The organism is Mycobacterium sp. ABE4_509, from assembly GCF_056160785.1.
Window position 1 is genome coordinate 1 of sequence record NZ_JBSWXU010000285.1, and the last position, 1,841, is coordinate 1,841.

1 protein-coding gene is annotated in these 1,841 nt (G+C 69.3%); it reads left to right on the top strand.

Going from position 1 to position 1,841, the window contains the following annotated elements; genetic code table 11:
* Positions 1-223: 223 nt before the first annotated feature.
* Positions 224-1,841, top strand: a 1,618-nt coding sequence (locus ACXAID_RS27980) for a diguanylate cyclase domain-containing protein (RefSeq protein WP_475025418.1), incomplete at its 3' end; no start/stop codon positions are given.

Sequence of the window (1,841 nt, forward strand, 5' to 3'; positions counted from 1 at the left end):
CCGCCACCTGGCTGACCAACCACCACTGCGACATCGCCCAGGGCTACCACTACGGCAAACCCACCACCGCCACCGCCATCACCCAACTCGCCGGCGCGGACGCCGTGGCGGTGCGAGAAACTTAACGCTGCGTCAGAATCTGCGGAATTCCGCTGCCCGAACCGTTCGAGGTGCAGGATTAGCCGTGAGGTTAGGCCCACAGCTAATTCATGAGGATGGCGCGGTGCAGACACGACGGCGGCTGCCACGATCGGCGCTGCCGATTGCGCTCTCAGCTGCCGGTTGCCTGCTCCTGGGGCTGTGGCTGACGTTCGGCTGGGGCGGACCGGATGTGGTCGTGGTCGTGGACTCGCTGGGTTTCGTGGCGTTCGCCGGCTACGCGACGGTGTGCACCGTGCTGGCCGCCCGGGCGGCCGCCGGGCGCGCCCGGGTGGCCTGGTCGATCCTGGCGGTGGCGCTGGCCTGCTGGGGTGCGGGCGACCTGACGTGGGCGTTCTACGAACTGGTGCTGCACCGCAGCCCGTTCCCGTCGCCGGCCGACCTGTTCTACGTCCTCGCCTCCGCGCTGGTCCTGGTGGCGATGACCCGGTTCCCGCGCAAACAGTCCGAGCGTTCCCGGCTGCGGATGCTCACCGACGCGCTGATCGTGGCGGTCGCTCTGCTGCTGTTGTTGTGGGTGCTGGCGCTGGAGGACGTGTACCGCGGCGCCGGTGAGGGCACCGCCGACATCTTCTTCGCGCTGATCTACCCGCTGCTCGACGTGGCCACCATCATGGTGGCCGTATTGCTCGTCGCCGGCGCCCGGACCGGGCAGCGCAGCGTGATGTGGCTGCTGTTCGCGGCCGTCGTGCTGACCGCGGCCTCCGACATCGTGTTCGCCTACCTGACCGCGATCGGCCGGTACGACACCGGTGTCCTCATCGACATCGGCTGGGTTCTGGCGTTGGTGCTGTTCGCCGCCGCGGCGTTGCTGAGCAGGCATTCGCACTCAGAGCAGCAGACACCGGACGACGTACCGCCGTCCGCGTCGCTGTGGGTGCCCTATGCACCGCTGCTCATCGCCGGCACCATCGGCCCGGCCGCCATCCTGACCGGCCCGCTGCAGATCGGCGTCCCAGTGCTGATGACCCTGATCGTGGTGCGGCAGTCGCTGGCGGCGTGGGAGAACCGGCGGTTGCTGGCCGCGGCCGCCGAGCAGGCACTGCGCGACCCGCTGACCGGACTGGCCAACCGCGCACTGTTCTCCGACCGGCTCGCCCATGCGATGACCCTGCGCGCCCGCGACGACCGATCCGTGGCCGTGATCTCCCTCGACCTCGACGACTTCAAACTCGTCAACGACAGCCTGGGCCCGGCCGCCGCCGACACCCTGCTCATCGCCGCCGGCCACCGCATCGCCGACTGCATCCGCCCCGGCGACACCGTCGCCCGCGTCGGCGGAGACGAGTTCGCCGTGCTGATGGAAGGCGATTCCGAGACCTGCCGCGCGGTGGCCCAGCGTGTGGTGGAGGCGTTCGATCAGCCGTTCGTCCTCGACGGCCGCGACCTACGGATGCGTCCAAGCGCCGGGCTGGCCCTCGCCGACGCCGATGCCGCCGTCTCGGCCGACGAACTGCTCAAGCAGGCCGATGTCGCGATGGGTACCGCCAAACGCTTTCGATCGAGGGAACTCTGTACGTTCTCACCGGAGATGGCGCAGGTTCCGGGTTCCGACGATGCCCCGACTATGGCTTCCGAACCGGAGGCGGCGCGCCTGCTCGGTGAACTGCGCCACGCCATCGACCAGCGCGACCTGACCATCGTCTACCAACCCAAAATCGACCTGCGCACCGGCCAACTCG